Origin of the sequence: Ascidiimonas meishanensis, assembly GCF_037782385.1 — a bacterium.
GTDB lineage: Bacteria > Bacteroidota > Bacteroidia > Flavobacteriales > Flavobacteriaceae > Ascidiimonas > Ascidiimonas meishanensis.
In genome coordinates this window covers 13612-32840 of sequence record NZ_JBBEXD010000019.1, presented here as the reverse complement: position 1 = coordinate 32840, position 19229 = coordinate 13612, and the positions used below count along the sequence as shown (strand labels likewise).

Below are 19229 nucleotides of genomic sequence, written 5' to 3'. Positions count from 1 at the left end.
AAAATGAATGATATTTTAAGCAAACTAAGAAAAAATAAAGTTAAAGTAGCTTTGGAGGGTGGAAACATAAAGGTAACACTCCCTGAAAACTTTCAAAATAAGGAGTTGTTAACTGAAATTAAAGAAAACAAGGAAGAGCTAATTAAGTATATCAAGCTCGTACAGGGTAAAACATTTTCTAATATCTCAAAAGCAGCAAAACGATCTCACTACCCCTTATCTTCGGCACAACGGAGAATGTATTTTCTCTATGAATTTGATAAAGAATCACTCAATTATAATATACCTTCAATACATAATATTAGTGGTAGCTTAAACACCTCTCTGTTAGAAGAGGTGTTTAAAAAAATTGTAGATCGTCACGAAATATTACGCACAAATTTTGTTTTAAACGATGGCGAGGTAGTGCAAAAAATAATTCCTTCTAATGCTTTTGAGATTTCTTATTTTTCTGGTTCCAAAGATCAGTCGGAAGCTGTAATCAAAGAGTTTATTCGTCCATTTGACCTATCTAGTGGTTACCCTTTTAGAGTAGGTCTAATTCATATAAAAGAAGGAGAAAATATTTTAATTCTAGATCAACACCATATTGTAAGTGATGGTTTGTCTCAGGAGATTTTGATAAATGATTTTTGGAGTTTATATAAGGGGTTTGATCTGCCACCATTAAGATTACAATATATAGATTATGCAGTTTGGCAACAAGATAGTCCCCAACAGGAATTGATGCTTGCAGACAAGGAGTTTTGGCTTTCAGAATATAAAGAGCCAGTATCCGCATTACAACTTCCGTCAGACTACAATCGCCCTTTGGTAAAAAGTGGTAAAGGAAGTTCTGTGAAATTTCATATTGCAACAAAAAAAATAAAAGAAATTGGAGAATTAACTCAAAAACTTCGCTTGACACCTTTTGTGTTTTTCACCTCAGTGTATACCCTTCTATTAAGTAAACTTAGTGGCCAGGAAGACATTATAGTTGGTACTCCTACCATGGGTAGACATCATGTGGATCTGGAGGGGATTGTTGGAATGTTTGTGAATACGGTTCCTTTAAGAAATAACGTAAAAGCAGCACTATCCTTTACCGAGTATATAGAGAATGTCAAAGAAAATATTCTTAACTGCTTTGATCATCAATTATATCAATATGATGATTTAGTTGATGAGTTGGCATTGGAAAGAGATACCAGCCGAAATCCTTTATTTGATATACTCATCTCATATAGAAAGCAAGAATCTTCTAATATGGTAGAAAGCCTTTCTGGAGAGAACAGCTTAGGGATAGAATCTTTAGGGTTTGACCGGGGGATGTCTAAATTTGATCTAAGTTTAAATTTGGTTGAGTCAAATGATAGTTTTAACTGTTCGCTAGAATACAGTACAGATCTTTTTAAGGAAGAAACCGCTAAGAAATTTGCAGGTTATTTAGAATTTTTAATAGATCAAATTCTCAAAAACCCAAATATTAAGATAAGTGAACTAACCTTACTTTCCCAAGAGAAATACGATGAGATAGTTTACGGGTTTAATGACAATGATAAAGCATATGATCTAAACCAAACTTTGATAAATCTGTTTCATAAACAAGTGATTAAAAGACCAGAAGCCATTGCATTAAAGTATCACGAAATAGAAGTAACGTATCAAGAATTAGATTCCAGATCAGATTTGCTAGCCAGTCATATTGTATCTAAAGGGTTACAAAATGAGGATGTTATTGGTATATGTATGGAGAGATCAATAAATATGATTATTGCAATGTTAGGAATTCTTAAGGCAGGGTGTAGTTATCTTCCTCTAGATCCATCGCAGCCAATATCCCGAATTGAATATCAACTTTCCAATAGTAATGCTAGCTTGGTGATAACATCAAATGGATATGAAAAATTATTCTCTAATTCCAAAATACTTTTGATAGATGCTATAGAGTGGGATGTAGAATCAGAAATAAATCTGGAAGCAGATTTTGATAGCAATTCAATGGCATACATAATATATACATCTGGATCTACCGGAAATCCTAAAGGGGTTGGGGTTAGCCATAGCTCGGTAATAAATTTGATCTATAATCAAAAGGAATATTTTGACATTACTGAAAATGATCATATTCTACAATTTTCACCGATATATTTTGACGCGTCGGTAGAACAAATATGGCTTTCTTTACTAAGTGGATGTCTTTTAGTGATGCTAGATGAAGCTACTATTTTAGATCATAATTTATTTAAAAGCTATGTAGAAGCTCAAAATATTACACAACTTCATGCAACACCATCATTTCTAGATGTTATAGACTTAGAGCATATTCCAAGCCTTAAAAAAGTTATTGCTGCAGGAGAAGCATGTTCTCTGTCTTTAGCGAAAAAGTATAAAAATTATAAATTCTATAATGCTTACGGACCAACAGAAGCTACAGTTATTAGCACACAAACCGAGGTGCTACCTTCTATGCTTGACACAGAAATAATATCCATAGGCAAGCCTCTTGCTAATGTTAAAGCATATATTCTAGATGCAAATATGAAAGTAGTTCCAGAAGGAGTAACAGGTGAATTGTATCTGGCGGGTGCCGGTCTCTCGCTAGGATATATAAATGCAAAAGAACTTACAGAAAAAAGTTTTATTACAAACCCGTTTTCTAGTGATCCAGATGCAAGACTATATAAAACTGGTGATATGGTTAGATGGATGGAGGATGGAAATATAGAATATTTAGGGAGAAAAGACCATCAGGTAAAAATTAGAGGGTATCGTATTGAGTTAGGAGAAATAGAAGCTGCATTGCTTAGCATTGGTTCTATTCAAAGAGCTATAGTAGATGTAAAAACAAAAACAACAGGAGATTTGTTCTTGGTGGGTTATATAATTTCAGAAGAAAATATAGAGCAATCAGAAATTACAAAAAGCTTAAGAGATCTACTACCAGACTATATGATTCCTTTATCGTATGTTTTTCTTGAAGATTTCCCAAAAACACCAAGTGGAAAGATAGATAGAAAGGCATTACCAGTTCCAGATTTTCAAAAATTAGAATACGTTGCACCATCCACAGACATAGAAAAGCAGTTGGTGGAAATATGGGCACTTCTTTTAGGCATAGAGGATACACAAATAGGAGTTACTCAAAATTTTTTCGAAATCGGAGGGCATTCGCTTAAAGCAATTAATTTATCTAATAAGATCAAAGAAGTGTTTTCTGTTGAGATCGCTTTAAAAGATATTTTTCATAAGAAAACTATCACCGCTCTAGCAGAAATGATTAATGATTATTTGTGGTTAAATGATAAGGAAGTAGATGAGAACAATGTAGAATCCGAAATAATAATATAACTCTTCATCTTCTTAACCATTCATTTTGAGTACAAACTTACTCGTTAACATAATGGTTGTGAAAACAATCACAAACTGTAATATACCTTGATACCAAGGATATTATTAAACTATTTAAAAATGAATGAACTTCTCAATAAATTAAGAAAAAACAAGATCAAAGTAACTCTAGAAGGAGATAACATAAAAGTAAAGCTTCCTAAAGACTTTCAGAATTCTGCGCTATTAGCAGAAATTAAGGAGCATAAGGAAGAACTTATAAAGTGTATCAAACTTATGAAGGAGAGAAGTGCTTCAAGTACTTTGGGAACAGAAAGGATGCTGCTCCTCAAAGAACCCTATAAACATAGAAATAATCTATTTTTCCTTCATGATGGCAGCGGTAACGTTAACTCCTATATTGCTTTGGCAGATATGATTAATTCCGCCAATTGCTATGGTATCATGTATAAAGCGAATCATTTTGCACCAGAAACTGTAAGTGTAGAAGAATTAGCTACCTATTATATTAAAGAGATGAAATCGGTTCAGAACACTCAACCTTACAATTTAATAGGGTGGAGTTTTGGAGGGATATTATGTTATGAGATGGCAAGACAGTTGCAAAAAAATGGAGAAAAAGTAAATTGTATTGTCATGATAGATACAGGTTACTTTCCTAATAAAAGCTCCCTGAATTTTAATCTAAAACAAGAAAAGGAAATACTAAAACTTATTTTCAAGGAAAACTCAAAATGGATAAGCGATTCCAATTCTACAATATCATTATGGGATACAGCAATTCAATCAGGTAAAATTGATGATATTTCTTTTGAAACAGTACTTAAGTTTACTCCGGAAGATATTAAACCTATGTTATCTGGAATTAGCGATAAAGAGGAGATACTGAAAACACATAATATTATAAGAACATTAATAAATTCTTTGTTTAATTATAAGTTGCGAGGGTATATAAACACCAACGTACTATATATAAAAGCAAAAGATAATGTCTATGCTACTTCAGATTTCTTAAATAACCATATCAATTCTTTAACCATCAAGGAATCAAAAGGAGATCACTTTTCCATTATGGATAAATCTAATGCAAAGTTTTTATCTCAAACTATTGAGGATTTCTTTCTAAGTATGGAAGAAAAAGATACGTATCATTTTAGCAAAATATTAAACAGATAAACAGCAAGAACACATGAAAATTAAAAATGATGATTTAGTTTATATCAAACAAAATTTGGCTGTAGAGCCTTTAATAGACAACTGGTATGCTTGGCCACATATAGTTTCTCCAGCAACCGCCGCAATGAATATCAAGGATAGGCACTTGAAAATCATGGAATCTTATGTTACGTACCCATCGTTACATGCAAAAGCGGTTAAAAACCCTAAAATGTTAGGAGGCCCTTTTATAGACTATGAAGGTGAAAGAGTAGATGAAATAGCAGCACTTATAGAAAATACTAAAACCAAATGCGCAAAATTAATAAGCCTAAGAGAAGATATTTTTTATTTGAATAAAATGCTGCAAGAGCATGCAGATGGACATGCATTAACGGATTTATATGCTAAAGTTCCTGAAAGTTTGCAGGGAATGGTAGAATTACTATACGATATTAACAATAGGCCTTCTTTTAGGTTTTTTGAAACCTTATTGTATGAAACAGAATTTTATGATGAAACCCTTCAAAGTATTAACCTGTTTTTAGTGCGGGATGACGACTCCAGATCTTTTGTGCTAAGTACTCCTAAATTACCCAATAAGGATATTTTGAGAATTCATATTCCTTTTAGAAGTGAAGAGATAGATGAATTATTTGCAATGGCTTCCAAACCAAGAAAATATGGAGACATTCTCAGTAAATTTTCATTGAATGAAGAGCAAGAAGCGTTATTTAATACTTTTTTCACAACAGCGCCTCCCAGAGTTTATAAAAAATATGAAGGGGATGGGGTTTTAACAAGATATTTTGGACATGCATGCATACTAACCGAAACCAATAAAACAACAATTCTAGCTGACCCCTTGATTAGTTACGGTTATGAAACAGACATTTCTAGATATTCTTATGAGGATCTTCCAGAAACCATAGATTATGTACTTATTACCCACAATCATCAAGATCATATACTTTTTGAAACGCTTTTAAGAATACGTGGGAGAGTTAAAAACATTATAGTTCCAAGAAGTGATGGAGGCTCTCTACAAGACCCTAACCTTAAACTAATGTTTAATAAATTAGGTTTTAAAAATATCATTGAACTAGGCGAAATGGAAACTATAGAATTTGATGACTGTACTATTACAGGTCTTCCATTTATAGGTGAACATTGTGATTTGGATATCAGAAGTAAACTCTGTCATATGGTTAAATTTAAAGATGGTTTCAAAATGCTTTTCGCAGCCGATTCTTGTAATGTGTCGCCTAAACTTTATGAGAGAATTCGTAATATTATAGGAGACATTAATGTTATTTTCTTGGGGATGGAATGTCATGGTGCTCCACTTTCTTGGCTTTATGGACCATTAATGCCCGAGACTTTGGATTATGGAAAAGATCAATCAAGAAGATTAGCGGGATGTAATTTTGAACAAGCAAAAGCAATGGTAGATGCTTTTAACCCCAAAGATGTGTTTGTTTACGCTATGGGCCTTGAGCCATGGCTCAAGCACATTAGTTCTATTAAGTATGACGAAGAATCACTTCCCATAATTGAATCTAATAGGCTTCTTGAGTATTGTAAATCAAAAGGCATTGAGCAAGAACGTTTATTTGGAGAAAAAATAATAGAATATCAGATAGAAAAGGTCGTGGCTGTTTAATGATCTTTAAAAAAAAATATTATTTAAATACCATAAATACGGTCTAGAACAAGAATTGTACACAGGAAAATCACTTATTTATTCCTGAAAATAGTAGGTATAAAACTATGATATTTTACTTACACAAAAGTTATCGTATGTACTATTTATTAATGCGTCTTAGGCAATTCTTATTTCAACTTAAAAAGTAGCATTTCTCAAAAGCTACATCTAATTCCAGTAAATCAAAATAATGAAAATAGCTATTGTAGGTCTAGGGCTTATAGGAGGATCTTTTGCTCTTTCTATAAAACGTGCTCATAAAGATGCCGAAATTTTTGGTATTGATAACACCCAAGAAAATCTTTTGATGGCTTTATCCCTGCGCTTAATAGATAAAGAGATAAGCTATCCAGAACTTTATAATGTCAATATTGTAATAGTAGCCGTTCCGGTGAATGTAAGTATTGAAATACTTCCCAAAATATTACAAGCCGTTAGTGATAATACATTGGTATTTGATGTAGGATCTTCTAAGGAATTGATTTGTCATACTTTAAGGTCTCACCCTAAAAGAAGAAATTTTTTGGCAACACATCCAATTGCTGGAACCGAATTTTCCGGTCCGGAAGCAGCGAAAAAAGATCTGTTTTATGGCAAAACAATGATTGTTTGTGAGGTAGAAAAAACAGTTTATAAATTACAACAGATGGGGCTTCTTCTATTTGAAAACTTAGGGATGAACTTACGCTTCATGTGCCCCAAAATTCATGATAAACACATAGCCTATGTCTCGCACTTATCACACATAAGCTCTTTTATGCTTGGAAAAACGGTGATGGAAAAAGAAAAAATTGAAAAAGATATTTTTGATATGGCTGGGAGCGGATTTGAAAGTACCGTCAGATTGGCAAAAAGCCCAGCAAACATGTGGACTCAAATTTTTGAACAGAACAGAAGTAATGTAGCGGAAGTATTAGAAGAATATATCTATAATTTACAAGCTTTTAAAAAGTTAATTGACAATGGTGATTTTGATAAAATTCACGAGCAAATTACAGAGACAAACCGAATAAGAGAAATTTTAGCTAACGATAAAATAAATCCCTTGATATTAAATGGAAAACTATCAAATACTAAAAAAACGATTGTTTGAATAATGACTCACAAAAGAATGTAATGGTAGATATTATTTTTTATGTGGATTGGGAGCCGGGACATATTATACCTACGTTTAAATTGGCAGATTCACTAATAAAAAGTGGTTATAGTGTATGCTATATAGGATTAAGTCGCAGCAGAGAAATCGTTGAAAAAACAGGGTTTACATATTATGAAATGTATGAGAATTTGGATATCGATTTTAATAGTAAGAATCAAGAATATTACAGCCGTCTCTTAAATGATAAAACGAATGATCGAATTCACCAGTTAAATCCTAAATTGATAATTACAAATCACTTCCTGATTTTAGACACACTAATCTTTTACTATAAGTATAAAAATATAAAACAAATAGTATTATATACCCATTTGCTATGGCTAAAGGATCCAATCACCTTAAAAGAATTGTGCTTCAGAAGTTTATGTGAATTAACAGCCGGACCTCTTTCTGCCATGATAGATTTTTTAAGTAGAAATGAGATATCGTATCAAGGATTAGACGATATTATTGCACCGATTGAAAATATTCCTGAATTTTTGTTGTGTGCCAAAGAATTTGAAATCAACGAGGTGGTTGAGAAAGATAAAAAAAGAAGATACTTAGGGCCGGGAATACTAGAAGAGAAAGCAAGTTCCTCTTTTTTTGAAGACCATAACATCCCAGAAAACAAAAAACTTATTTACGCCTCAATGGGGTCTCAGGCAAAAAGTTCGCCAGAAAAGGCAAAGCACTTTTTTAATCAAATGATAGCCTGTATGCAATCTCCTAGTTTAGGAAGTTTCTATTTAATAATGACTGTAGGATCTAATCGGGAAAAATGGGAATTAAACAATCCTTCAAACAATGTTTCTATACATAGCTGGGTGCCTCAAAAAATAATTCTTAAAAAAAGTGTTATAGCGATAATTCATGGAGGATTAAATACGATAAAGGAAGCCATATTTTATGGAACTCCGATGATAGTTTTCCCCATGGGAAGAGATCAAGGAGATAATGCCCATCGCGTAGTATATCATGAAATAGGGGTAGAAGATGTTATTGATACAATGAATATAGAGTCATTATCAAAAAACATCATAAAAGTAGTAGGTAGTGCCACAATTCAGAATAGTATAAAAAAAATGAGTACGCTATTTAAAGAGCAAAACCAAAGGAATGATGGAGTCAAATTTATTCGGGAACATCTAAATACAACTTGAATCAAAAATATAAATTAAGAAATAGATAATTAGCAGGTTATAAACTTTGCTTATAAATATAAATTAATGAGGTTAATAAAAATAATAGGTTGGGTACTTACATTGTTTTGTACATTTTTTGGGAGTCATGAATTAGCATCGCAAACATTAAAAGAAGCATCTTTTGAAGAAATTCGTGAAATGGTCACTAAGCTCATGGACGAAGGAGATATCCCCGGACTGACATTAAGTATTGTTCAAAGCGAAAAGGACACTATCTTAAATTTTGGATATGCTAATACGGAACTACTTCAAAAAGTAACATCTCAAACCTTATTTGAGTTAAGCTCAAATAGCAAGGCATTTACCGCACTTGCTATATCAGAATTAATACTACAAGGAAAAATAGATCCAGAGCTGTACGTTTCAGATTATATACCATGGTTTCAAACCACTTATAATGGCGCGAATACTAAAATTAAAGTGAAACACATAATTCATCATACAAGCGGAATTCCTTGGGAAACAATATCAGATATTCCTGAATCTAATGAAAAAAATGCATTGAAACTTACCGTTGAGACGCTAAAGAATATAGAATTATCTCATGAGCCAGGAAAAAAGTTTGAATATGCCACTATAAACTATGATGTCTTAGCATTGATCATTCAGGAGGTGACCTCAGTTCCTTTTGAAGTTTATATGCAACGTATATTTAATAAACTTCAGCTTGATGACACCACCATTGGAACTCCTAAAGATGGCCAGTTAAAAGCAACAGGACATAAGGTTAGCTTTTTTAATGCGAGACCTTACAAAGCACCAGTTTATAAAGGTAATAATGCAGCTGGGTACGTTATATCTAGTGCAGATAATATGGTTAAATGGCTCAAGCTCCAATTGGGGGTTACGAAAACCGATTTTCAGAAAGCTATAGAATTAACCCACTTAAGAGATAAAACAGTTCCTTTGCACAATATGTCTTCTTACGCCAAAGGCTGGGAAATATCATTGAGAGGAAATGGAGAAATATATCATTCTGGACTTAATCCTAACTTTACATCACATATAATACTTAGACCTAATGATAGTTTAGGAATTGCCGTCTTGGCCAATTCAAATAGTTCATATACTCCCTTAATTGCAGATAGAGTTACTAAACTCTTATTGGGTGAGAAAATAAATGAAAAATTTAAGCCAGGTGATCAAAACGATGGACTTTTTTCAATGCTATCAATTGCTTTCTCCATTTATACTCTTTTAGTGATAGCATATATTGTTTTTATAGTAGTTCAAATTCTAAAAAAGAAAAGAGTATATGAAAAACTTAGCTTAAGAATGACAGGTAAGTTTATTGGGCTACTGATCATGTTGAGCCCGTTTTTGTTAGCAATATATCTTTCGCCAGAAGCTATCGCAGATTTTAATTGGAACGCTATCTTAGTGTGGACTCCTGCTAGTTTTGAAGTATTAATCAAGCTAAGTCTATTAAGTATGGCAGTTAGTTACGTGGCATATTTAATAGGAACCCTCTTTCCAGAACAAAACTTTTATAAAAAAAGAATACCGCAAATTGTTTTATTTAGCATTCTTTCAGGAGTTGCGAATGTTTTGGTAATCATCATGGTTACCTCTGCATTAGATACTACTTTAGAGGTCTTTTACTTGGTCTTTTACTTTTTGTTAATAGCTGCTGTATACCTATTAGGTAGACGATTTGTACAATCAGAACTGGTGAAGATAAATCAAAAATTGATGTATGATATCAGAGTGAAGTTAATCCATAAAATAATGCAAACTTCATTTCAAAAACTGGAAGAAATTCCAAAAGAAAGAATATATACGGTTTTAAATGAAGATGTAACATTAATGGGAGGTGCCACAGGTACTTTTGTGAATTTAGTTACCAGTGTCATTACCATTTTGGGAGCTTTTGTCTATATGTTTTCTATATCAACTTGGTCTACATTAATAATTATAGTTACCATGGTATGTTTGGCCTATCTCTATCATTATGTAGGACAAAAAGCAAATGTGTATTTTGAAAGCGCAAGAGATGAAAGAAATACTTTTATGAACCTTGTTAATGGAATGGTTGATGGGATGAAAGAGATAAACCTTCATAAAATTAAAAAGCACCAATACGTTGAAGATATGTCTAATAGTGCATACGTATTTAAAGACAAAAATACAACCGCAGATATTAAGTTTGTAAATGCCTTTTTAGTAGGAGAATCATTATTGTTGTTGTTACTAGGATTAGTATCTATAGGGCTCTCAAGAATTTATCCAGATACTTCCTTTTTTACGCTCATGAGTTTCGTTATTGTTTTATTATATCTCATAGGGCCTATTAACAGTGTATTAAATGCGGTTCCTCATTTAATGAGACTTAAAGTATCCTGGCTTAGGATACAAAAATTTTTAAAAGATATTCCAGCAGATATAGCCAATAGCAAACTAGAAGAACACAGCATTCCAAACAGTGTTGTACAGAGTCTAAAAATGGAAGATATTAATTTTAATTATTCTGATACAAATCGAGGAAATAAGCGTTCATTTGGAGTAGGGCCTATAAACCTAGAAATTACTAAAGGAGAAGTTTTATTTATAACTGGAGGAAATGGAAGTGGGAAAACAACACTGGCAAAAATTCTTATAGGATTATATAAACCTGATACGGGTTTAATAAAAATCAATGATGAAATAATAACTGGATCTGAATTAGGAGAGTGTTTTTCAGTTACATTTAATCCGCTTTACTTGTTCAAGAAAATATACGGTATTTCATTAGAAGATAGAAAAGAAGAAATACAAAGACTCATAGAGACCTTACAACTACAGGATAAAGTTGAGATTAAAAATAATGAGTTCAGCACAATTAATTTATCGTCTGGGCAAAGAAAACGGCTAGGATTATTAAAATGTTATTTGGAAGATAGACCCATTTATTTATTTGACGAATGGGCTGCAGACCAAGATCCTGAATTTAGATTGTTTTTCTACAGAGAATTAATACCTCAAATGAAAGCAGCTGGTAAAATAATTATTGCCATAACTCATGATAACCATTACTTTGACGTTGCAGATAAAATTCTTGAATTGAGAGAAGGTAAAATGAATCTATTGCCTAAAAATAGCCAGGTACTTTCTTAGTATGTAGAATTACTTCAAGTATTTTTTCATACCGCTTAAGATAAATCATAGCTTATGTTATGGTTACTTCTACCCACTAATGCCTAATGAAATAGTTCATATCTCTTAGCATACCCTCACAAAAAATAGATTAAAAATAGTATGACTACCTCTAAAAATAAAGAGTTGTTCTCAGCTCAATTAGATAAAAATTCTATCGTAAAAAAATTTGAATGGATTGTATCTGAAAACTATAACAATACATCCATTCACTACAAAGAAAGAGAACTTACTTATAAAGAACTAAACGAAGAAGTAAATAAACTAGCTCATTATTTAATGGACGATTGCCATATTGGTCAAGGAGACATTGTTGCCATTATGATGCCTAGATGTGAGAATCTTATAATTTCTATGCTTGCGGTACTAAAAACAGGAGCTGCATATCTCCCCATCGATTATTATTCACCTAAAACGCGTATAGATTATATCTTGTCTAATAGTAATTCAGCTCTTTTAATTTCAAATGAAAAAATAGAAACCAATATAAACAATGTAAGTTGGGAAGAAAGCGAAAATTGGGTGCAATGCAGTACAGATAACATAAACATAGAAATAGCATCAGATAGTGATGCTTATATCATATATACGTCAGGAACAACAGGCTTCCCAAAAGGAGTATGTGTTTCCAATAATTCTCTAATCAATTATGTGAACTGGTTAAAAAACTCATATCGCATTGATTTTAGAGACAGCACTGTATTGTTTTCGTCACATGCCTTTGATCTTTGTTATACTAGCTTATGGGGCAGTATACTTTCAGGCGCTAAATTATATATAAGTGACAATTCAAAACACTTTGACCCAAACTATATAGCAAAATATATTCTGGACAATAACATCTCGTATTTAAAATTAACTCCTTCGCACCTAAAAATGCTGTATAAATCAGATCATTTTATTGATAATATCAATACCAATTCTTTAAGACTTTTAATACTTGGAGGAGAAGCTATTGATTTAAGTGATGTTGCTTTTTATCAAGAGAAAAGAAGATCTGTGAAATTTGTAAATCATTATGGTCCAACAGAAACAACAATTGGGGCTATTGCCTATAATATTAACAAGAAGAATATGTTGAATTCTGAGAATATTATTGGAAAAGGGATAGCTAATAACAAAGTTTTAGTTCTAGATGATAACCTTGCCTTAGTTCCATATGGAACTAAAGGAGAAATATGTATAGCAGGTTTAGGAGTATCCAATGGATATTTGAATAATGAGGAATTGACAAGCAAATTATTCTTACCCAACCCATATTCAACAGAAGAGCAAGACAAAATTCTTTATAGAACCGGAGATCTCGGTAAATACAGAGAGGATGGAAATATTGAATTTTTAGGAAGAATAGACAACCAAATCAAAATTAGGGGGCATCGTATAGAGCTGGGTGAAATAGAGTACCATTTAAATAGTTTGCAAATGATCTCAAATAGTACTGTTTTAGTAAGTGTAAATCAATTAGAAGAAAAACAGTTACTTGCCTATATTATTTCTTCTTCAGGAATATTAAACAAGGATACAATTGTATCAAAGCTATTAGAAGTATTGCCAGAATATATGATACCCACTCATTATATTCAGCTTGAATCCTTTCCGCTCACAGTGAATGGAAAAATTGATAAAAAAGCCTTACAAAATCCAGTTATAGAAGTTGAAGAAAATGAAAACGATTTTGTAGAATTAAATGAGGCACAAATAAAATTACGTGAACTATGGTCACAATTATTAAATCTGGATGTAAGTGCGATAAGATTAAAAAGTGATTTTTTTAAATTGGGAGGGCACTCACTATTAATTATTGAATTGATTGATAAAATCAAAGATTTATTTTTGGTAAACCTGTCAATAGATGATCTTTTTGAAAAGAAAACCATTTTGGATCTTTCATTGCATATTGAGGCGATAGAAAAAAAAGCCTTTCTAAATATTCCCGAAATAGCAGACCAAATAAAACTACTCAAATTATCTAAGGCCGATGAATCTATATTTTTTATACACGATGTCACCGGAAACTTGCAATGCTATTTTGAACTGGTAAAAAAAATGGATTTAAGTTGTTACGGTATTCAGTATAAAACTGAAAGCTTTGGTCCCCAAGTGATAGAGATCAAACAATTAGCTCAAGAATATATTGAAAAAATTAAAATGATACAGAGCTCTGGCTCTTATAACCTAGTAGGGTGGAGCTTTGGAGGTCTTTTAAGTTTGGAAATTGCCAAACAACTAAAAGAAGCTGGAGATACCGTAAATAGTTTAGTGTTGATAGATACAAGATTACAACATGAGGCTGAAAAAAATGTTGGGTTTGATTTGACATATGAAAAAGAAAGAATAGAAACCTTACTTGCTAAAAAACCCCAATGGTTGAGTGAAGAGAATGATATAAATCATTTATGGAATAGGTTTATAAACTGTCAAGAACTTAAAGAGATAGACATAGATATACTATTAACAAACATAGGGAGTGACTATCAACACATTTTTGAAGGAATGAAGGATAAGGATGATATTATTAAAATAGTCAATATTATGAGGTCATTACATGTTTCATCTATAAACTATAGTATAGAGGAATATAAGGGTTTTAAAACCTTATATATCAAAGCTTCAGAAAGTAATGAAAAGAACAGCTTACTAGATTCATACTTTGATACATTAACTTATACAGAAATGGAAGGAGATCATTATTCAATTATAAAAAATGATAATGCAGTGCAGCTGTCAAACCTTATAAGTGAATTTGTTTTCTAAAAAGTGACTTTAGAATTACCGAATCTTTAAAAATTATCTATGAAAATAGTACAAAGCTATTGGTCAAAACCTTCTCAAAAGAAAAAAGAATTAAATCAGTTTGATAGAAATTCAGGTGGATGGTTAGATGTTAAATATTATTATTACAGTTGGGTATTAAGCTGTCTTCAATTCAATAAATATTACGATAAAGTGGAGTTGGTTACAGATAAACAGGGTTATGATCTTCTAATTAACAAGTTGAATTTACCTTATACCAACGTAACCGTTGCTTTAGATGCTATTAATGACTATCACCCTGACTTGTGGGCTTTAGGAAAAATCTATGCCTATGGAATCCAAAACGAACCCTTCCTTCATGTTGATGGAGATATTTATATCTGGGATAAATTTGATGAAAGAATTGAGAGAGGATCATTGGTTTGTCAAAATATTGAACAGATCATAGAATATAATAAGTACTTCAATCAATTGTGTTCCAAGTTTAATTTTATACCTCTAGAACTTCATAAATCCCGTAACCACAACACGGTTATTAAAGTTGCCAATGCTGGAATTCTAGGAGGTACAGATATTGCTTTCCTCAAAGAATATGTAAATAAGGCTTTTCAATTTGTAGATAAAAATAGAGATAAACTCAACAAACTTGATGACCTTGGCTACTTCAACATGATATTTGAACAGTTTCTTTTCTTTGCTTTATCTGAAGAAAAGAAAAAAGAGGTAACATGTCTTCTTCCAAAAGAAACAGGAACATTTGACGGACTTGCTGATTTTTTTGGCGTGCCTACAAGAACTAAATATATTCATACCCTAGGATTTTATAAAAGAAGGGAAATGGTATGTGATTTGTTAGAACTTAAATTACAAGAAGACTACCCAGATTACTATTATTTAATTAAAAAACTTATATACACTTATGAGATATAAGGAAATTAAAGTCATCCAAAGAGAAGAGCTGTTCAATATTGCACAAAATTATGGGGAGGCATTGATTGAACATATTGCAAAAAATGCTAAAAATAAGTGGTGGGTAGAAGCTTCTGCTAATCAACCCTCTATGAAATGCGATAACCCTGAAAATATTGATTCTGGTAATAGTGGAGTACTTCTATTTTTAGTTGAATTATACCTATTCACAAAAAATAAAAAATACCTAGATTTTATTATAGAATATACAAACATATTAATTGAACGTTGCGAAAATACACCAACAGATAACTACGCATTGTATAATGGTAGATCTGGTTTAGTGTTTTTATTAATAAGCATATATTACCTTACTGAAGAGGAAGTGTATTTAGAAAAAGCTTGTAAAGTTTTAAAAAACACCAGTATTAAATTCTTAAGGTCAGAGCATACCAGTGATTTTTTTTATGATGGACGTTCTGGAGTTTTGTTAATTACCTATCAACTTTATTGTCTTACAAGAAAGCCCTTCTTATTAAAGTTATGCAAGGACTTACTCCACAAAGTAATTGATAATAGCATACTAACAGAGAATGGATTGTCATGGAAAAATAAAGAAGAGATTAATATAAAAAATTCCTGTTCTTTTGGATATGGAGCCAGCGGAATCAAGTATGTATTGGAACAAATTAATCAAACGAAGGCTTGTGAATCGTTAGATTTGATTATTTCTCAAATCGCAAATTATCAAGAAAGTTGTTGGATTAATAATTATAATAATTGGGGAGATTATAGAAAGGATCTATGGTCAAAGAATGATTTCTTGAATCTAAAGGAAAAATACAAAAAGGAAGAATTTAAATTGATTCCTAAAGACAATCTAACCTGGGCGTTTGGTTTTTCAGGTATTTATGGTAGTGGTTTATCAAATTTTGGTAATTCAAACTTAAAAATTCACACATTAATTACATCTTTAGAGAATTACTCTCTAAATCTATATAATGGTGTTGGTGGAATGGGCTTGTGTTTTTCTAATCCTACGCAACAAAGGCATATCCTTAGCTACTTAAAAAGTAAACTTTTAAATACAAATGTTAGTTTTGAAGGCGGGCTTTTCCATGGAAATATGGGTGCATATTATACGTTACTTAAAACTTCCAATCCATCAGAAGAGAAGAACCTTCATATACTATTTCCCAAGGTCAATTCCTCTAATAGTGCAGTAGAAATAAAAGCATTAGTATTGGACAAGAAAGAGATCTTAAATAAACTACTCTCTAGAAAATATAAACGAACCATCAAATTACTAGAAGAGTGTATGCCTAAAGAGCTTGCCAATTTTTATAAAAATATGGAACAAAACGCATGCTCTGTATTGGAAAGTTTTGATATCTTCTTAGATACGAAAGTGTTGTCAAACTCCAATAATTCTTATTTAGCACTTCTGGTAGACGTGATAAACTTTGAAAGAAAGCGATGTGATTATGCTACGCTTGATAAGCCTATGGTAGCAAATTACTTTAAGGAGCATCTTTATTATTTGGATTTACTAAAATCTTTGAGGAATTCTGATGAATGGTTACTAGACCAGAAATTAAAAATCTCTGATCAAACTAAAATTATTAAAACAAAATGGAATTGGTGTCTGGGGGATCAAAAAATAACAGATAATTTAGTACTTCCAGCAAAAGATTTTGAAACTTGTATTAAAATTGAAAGAGATACTAGGGTTACAGAAATAGAATTAAATAGTTTAAAGATCGTTTTGGATCAATTCAATGATTTTAAGGAAGTTAAGGATGCTTTAGAGAGTGTAAAACGAAACTCCAATTCATTGCTTAAAAAATATAATCCTACAGATAAAGAAAGATTCTTAGGCAGAATAGATTATCTTTTTATAGAAAATGTAAGAAAATTGATTTATCATAAAATTTTGGTTTTTTAGAATTAGACATATGAGACAATGTTATCTCTACATTTGTAGAATAAGAAAATATTTCTTATTTTTGAGTAAATTCATATAAAAATAGGTAAGTTTTGAGTAAGATACAGCTATCAAGAGCAGAAGAGGAGTTAATGGGGCATTTGTGGAAACTTAAAAAGGGTTTTATGAAAGACATATTGCAACTTTACAAAGAACCAAAGCCAGCCACAACCACTTTAGCCACTCTTTTAAAAAGAATGCAGCAAAAAGAATATGTTGATTATGAGGTGGAAGGGAGAGTTAGAAGATATTATCCTTTAGTAACTAAAAAGGAATATTTTTCTAAACATTTTAAAAACGTGATAAGAAATTTTTTTAATAATGACACAAATCAGTTTGCTTCTTTTTTCACTAATGAAGTGGCGTTTACAAAAGAAGAACTTGAGGAGTTGCAAACGAGTATAACTGACAGACTAAACAAAGAATAACTTTCAAAGATTAAATCGAAAATGATCATATATTTAATTAAATCCAATTTATGCCTACTCATACTTTTAATATTCTACAAGATTTTTCTTGAGAAAGAAAATATGCATGTTCTTAAAAGATTTTATCTCATAGGTTCTTTAGCATTCGCTTTTGTAATACCCCTAATTACAATTACCCAATTTGTGGAACCTACTTATATAGAAGGTTTCACTTCATTAGCTCAATCAGATCATAAAGTGAGTACTAATGATGTTGTAACTGCGGCACCTCAAGTAAATTACAATAGTATTTTATGGGTAATTTATAGCATCGGGTTACTTCTTTTAGCATTTCGGTTTTTTAAGAATCTACTACAGATGGTAAAAAAAATTAATGCAAATCAACTACATAGAAATAATGGTGTTAAATATGTACTCTTAAAAAATCATACCATTCCTCATACATTCATGAATTATGTTTTTCTAAACAAAGAGAACTATGAGGCGTTACATATTCCAGATGAAGTTCTTTTGCATGAAGAAACGCATGCACGTCAGCTGCATACTTTGGATATACTATTTGTTGAGGTATGCCAAATATTATTATGGTTTAATCCTTTAATTTACCTATGGAAGAACATGGTTAGATTAAATCATGAATTTTTAGCAGATTCTAATGTACTTCAAAAGGGGGTTTCATTACAAACCTATCAAACGATGCTTTTAGACTTTACCACAAATCAATCACACCTACAATTTAGCAATCTAATTAGTTATCACAAATTCATAAAAAAAAGATTTATAGTCATGAAAACAAAACATTCAAGAAAAGAAATAAGATTAAAAGCTTTAATGCTAGTACCTTTAGTTGCTTTTATGTTTTATAGTTTTAGCAATAAAGAAGTATTCCTAAATCAACAAGATCTTCAAGAAAAAGCTTCAAAAGAATTAGTAGAGAAATACAATCAACTAGCCTCTAAGTACAATGAACTGGACAATAAAGATATTTTTATTGTGAAGCATGAAGTTGAGCAAATAAAATACATTTATGGGTTAATGAATGAAGCGCAAAGAGCAAATGCAGTTCCTTTTCCTAAATTTCCAGATCATCCTTTAGTTCCAATAGCACCAAAACAGCCGGAAGTGCTAAAAAATGCACCATCTTCGCCATCATCACCAACGCCGCCATCATCGTTGACACCGCCGCCACCGCCTTCGGCTCCATCAGGATTAACACCACCACCACCTCCATCTGTAGACTTTAAGGCATTGTCAGAAAAAGGAGCAGTCTTTTATCTGGATGGAAAAGAAATAGAAGCAAAAAAAGCATTAAATTTTATAGAGAATAACGAATTTTCAAAAATTCAAATTATAGATCAGGACACCAACAGGCCTATTGTAAAATTAAGCACTAATTAAACTAAAATTCTAAGAAAGAAGCTTTTAATTTAAGTGCGAACCTTCTTTATTTTTATAGGACATTTCCTATCCTTAACTATTTTCTTTTTAA

The 19229-nt window shown here is 31.6% G+C and carries 11 protein-coding genes; all 11 read left to right on the top strand.

Annotated features, from left to right (window positions below):
* The first annotated feature begins 3 nt into the window (after positions 1-3).
* The 11 genes from WBG07_RS19100 (at position 4) to WBG07_RS19050 (ending at position 19138) form a co-directional block, all read left to right on the top strand.
* Positions 4-3330 (top strand): non-ribosomal peptide synthetase, encoded by a 3327-nt coding sequence (locus WBG07_RS19100; RefSeq protein ID WP_340203701.1) that lies wholly within the window; start codon positions 4-6, stop codon positions 3328-3330.
* Between the two features lie 120 nt (positions 3331-3450).
* Positions 3451-4506 (top strand): thioesterase domain-containing protein, encoded by a 1056-nt coding sequence (locus WBG07_RS19095; RefSeq protein WP_340203699.1) that lies wholly within the window; start codon positions 3451-3453, stop codon positions 4504-4506.
* A gap of 13 nt (positions 4507-4519) precedes the next feature.
* Complete coding sequence (locus tag WBG07_RS19090; RefSeq protein ID WP_340203697.1) at positions 4520-6148, top strand: MBL fold metallo-hydrolase; 1629 nt, start codon at positions 4520-4522, stop codon at positions 6146-6148.
* Positions 6149-6380: 232 nt separating this feature from the next.
* Entirely contained in the window at positions 6381-7283 is a 903-nt protein-coding gene (locus tag WBG07_RS19085) for a prephenate dehydrogenase (protein WP_340203695.1), read from the top strand.
* Positions 7280-8491 carry a glycosyltransferase gene (locus tag WBG07_RS19080; RefSeq protein ID WP_340203693.1) on the top strand — a complete coding sequence of 404 codons (1212 nt, stop codon included), beginning with the start codon at positions 7280-7282 and terminating at the stop codon, positions 8489-8491. The genes WBG07_RS19085 and WBG07_RS19080 overlap by 4 nt, the downstream gene beginning before the upstream one ends.
* A 66-nt stretch (positions 8492-8557) precedes the next feature.
* Entirely contained in the window at positions 8558-11626 is a 3069-nt protein-coding gene (locus WBG07_RS19075) for a cyclic peptide export ABC transporter (protein ID WP_340203691.1), read from the top strand.
* Positions 11627-11767: 141 nt separating this feature from the next.
* Positions 11768-14419: a non-ribosomal peptide synthetase family protein gene (locus WBG07_RS19070; RefSeq protein ID WP_340203689.1), complete on the top strand. Its 2652-nt coding sequence runs from the start codon at positions 11768-11770 to the stop codon at positions 14417-14419.
* A 39-nt stretch (positions 14420-14458) separates the two neighbouring features.
* Positions 14459-15349: a DUF6734 family protein gene (locus WBG07_RS19065; protein WP_340203687.1), complete on the top strand. Its 891-nt coding sequence runs from the start codon at positions 14459-14461 to the stop codon at positions 15347-15349.
* A complete protein-coding gene (locus tag WBG07_RS19060) occupies positions 15339-17273 on the top strand; it encodes a lanthionine synthetase LanC family protein (protein ID WP_340203686.1) in 1935 nt (644 codons plus the stop codon). Before WBG07_RS19065 ends, WBG07_RS19060 begins: the two co-directional genes overlap by 11 nt.
* Before the next feature lie 92 nt (positions 17274-17365).
* The gene (locus WBG07_RS19055) at positions 17366-17740 is read left to right on the top strand and encodes a BlaI/MecI/CopY family transcriptional regulator (RefSeq protein ID WP_413788836.1); all 375 of its coding nucleotides are present in this window, start codon (positions 17366-17368) and stop codon (positions 17738-17740) included.
* Positions 17741-17842: 102 nt separating this feature from the next.
* Positions 17843-19138 carry a M56 family metallopeptidase gene (locus tag WBG07_RS19050; RefSeq protein WP_340203685.1) on the top strand — a complete coding sequence of 432 codons (1296 nt, stop codon included), beginning with the start codon at positions 17843-17845 and terminating at the stop codon, positions 19136-19138.
* Positions 19139-19229: the final 91 nt, after the last annotated feature.

Coding starts and splice junctions, on each gene's coding strand:
- WBG07_RS19075 (WP_340203691.1), top strand. CDS start 8,558: ATGAGGTTAATAAAAATAATAGGTTGGGTACTTACATTGTTTTGTACA.
- WBG07_RS19070 (WP_340203689.1), top strand. CDS start 11,768: ATGACTACCTCTAAAAATAAAGAGTTGTTCTCAGCTCAATTAGATAAA.
- WBG07_RS19095 (WP_340203699.1), top strand. CDS start 3,451: ATGAATGAACTTCTCAATAAATTAAGAAAAAACAAGATCAAAGTAACT.
- WBG07_RS19065 (WP_340203687.1), top strand. CDS start 14,459: ATGAAAATAGTACAAAGCTATTGGTCAAAACCTTCTCAAAAGAAAAAA.
- WBG07_RS19050 (WP_340203685.1), top strand. CDS start 17,843: ATGCATGTTCTTAAAAGATTTTATCTCATAGGTTCTTTAGCATTCGCT.
- WBG07_RS19060 (WP_340203686.1), top strand. CDS start 15,339: ATGAGATATAAGGAAATTAAAGTCATCCAAAGAGAAGAGCTGTTCAAT.
- WBG07_RS19090 (WP_340203697.1), top strand. CDS start 4,520: ATGAAAATTAAAAATGATGATTTAGTTTATATCAAACAAAATTTGGCT.
- WBG07_RS19100 (WP_340203701.1), top strand. CDS start 4: ATGAATGATATTTTAAGCAAACTAAGAAAAAATAAAGTTAAAGTAGCT.
- WBG07_RS19085 (WP_340203695.1), top strand. CDS start 6,381: ATGAAAATAGCTATTGTAGGTCTAGGGCTTATAGGAGGATCTTTTGCT.